The sequence below is a fragment of the Cupriavidus sp. YAF13 genome, assembly GCF_052113425.1.
GTDB lineage: Bacteria > Pseudomonadota > Gammaproteobacteria > Burkholderiales > Burkholderiaceae > Cupriavidus.
In genome coordinates this window covers 1-1,544 of record NZ_JBFRDD010000138.1, presented here as the reverse complement: position 1 = coordinate 1,544, position 1,544 = coordinate 1, and the positions used below count along the sequence as shown (strand labels likewise).

1 pseudogene is annotated in these 1,544 nt (G+C 69.4%); it reads left to right on the top strand.

Annotation, left to right across the window (positions count from 1 at the left end):
* Positions 1-1,544 (top strand): annotated as a pseudogene (locus AB4061_RS40495) (hypothetical protein); the annotation flags it as partial.

Sequence of the window (1,544 nt, the reverse complement as noted above, 5' to 3'; positions counted from 1 at the left end):
ATCCCGGTCGGGGCCACGTTGAGCGATGGCAGCCACAGCTTCACCGCCGATGCAAGTCATAGCGCGGTCGAYGTCCATGGCTGGACGCTAGGCTCACTGACGATCACGCCAACCAGCGACGCCAACTTCACGCTGAGCGTGGCGGCCACCGCCACCGACAGCGAGGGCAACCTCAGCACCACCACCACCACTGCCACCGAGACGGTGACGGTCAATCCGCTGGCGCCGAGCCTGGCGCCAGTGGCCGAGAGCGGAGTCGAGGGCGCGGCCATCGCGCTGAACCTCGGCGCGACGGTCAACGGCCTCGCCGGCGACAGCAATGGCCTGGCCTCGCTGGTGGTCGGCGCGATCCCGGTCGGTGCCACTGTGAGCGACGGCGCGGGTGGTCACAGCTTCACCGCCGATGCGAGTCATAGCGCGGTCGATGTCCATGGCTGGACGCTAGGCTCACTGACGATCACGCCGACCAATGACGCGAACTTCACGCTGAGCGTGGCGGCGACCACTGCCGACGGCGAGGGCAACCTCAGCACCACCACCACCGCGACCGAGACGGTGACGGTCAATCCGCTGGCGCCCACCCTGGCGCCGGTGGCAGAGAGCGGAGTCGAGGGCGCGGCGATCGCGCTGAATCTGGGCGCCACGGTCAACGGCCTCGCCGGCGACAGCAATGGCCTGGCCTCGCTGGTGGTCGGCGCGATCCCGGCCGGTGCCACGCTGAGCGACGGCGCGGGCGGTCACAGCTTCACCGCCGATGCGAGCCACAGCGCGGTCGATGTCCATGGCTGGACGCTAGGCTCACTGACGATCACGCCGACCAGCGACGCGAACTTCACGCTGAGCGTGGCGGCCACCRCYRCCGACGGCGAGGGCAACCTCAGCACCACCACCACGGCCACCGAGGTGGTGACGGTCAACCCGCTGGCGCCAGCCCTGGCGCCGGTGGCAGAGAGYGGGGTCGAGGGCGCGGCCATCGCGCTGAACCTCGGCGCSACGGTCAACGGCCTGGCYGGCGACRGCAATGGCCTGGCCTCGCTGGTGGTCGGGGCGATCCCGGYCGGTGCCACTGTGAGCGACGGCAGCCACAGCTTCACGGCCGATGCGAGCCACACTGCGGTCGATGTCCATGGCTGGACGTTAGGCTCACTGACGATCACGCCGACCAATGACGCCAAYTTCRCGCTGAGCGTGGCGGCCACCACTGCCGACGGCGAAGGCAATCTCAGTACCACCACCACGGCSACCGAGACGGTGACGRTCAAYCCGCTGGCGCCAGCCCTGGCGCCGGTGGCAGAGAGTGGGGTCGAGGGCGCSGCCATCGCGCTGAACCTCGGCGCCACGGTCAACGGCCTGACTGGCGACAGCAACAGCCTGGCCTCGCTGGTGGTCAGTGCGATCCCGGTCGGGGCCACGTTGAGCGATGGCAGCCACAGCTTCACCGCCGATGCAAGTCATAGCGCGGTCGACGTCCATGGCTGGACGCTAGGCTCACTGACGATCACGCCAACCAGCGACGCCAACTTCACGCTGAGCGTGGCGGCCAC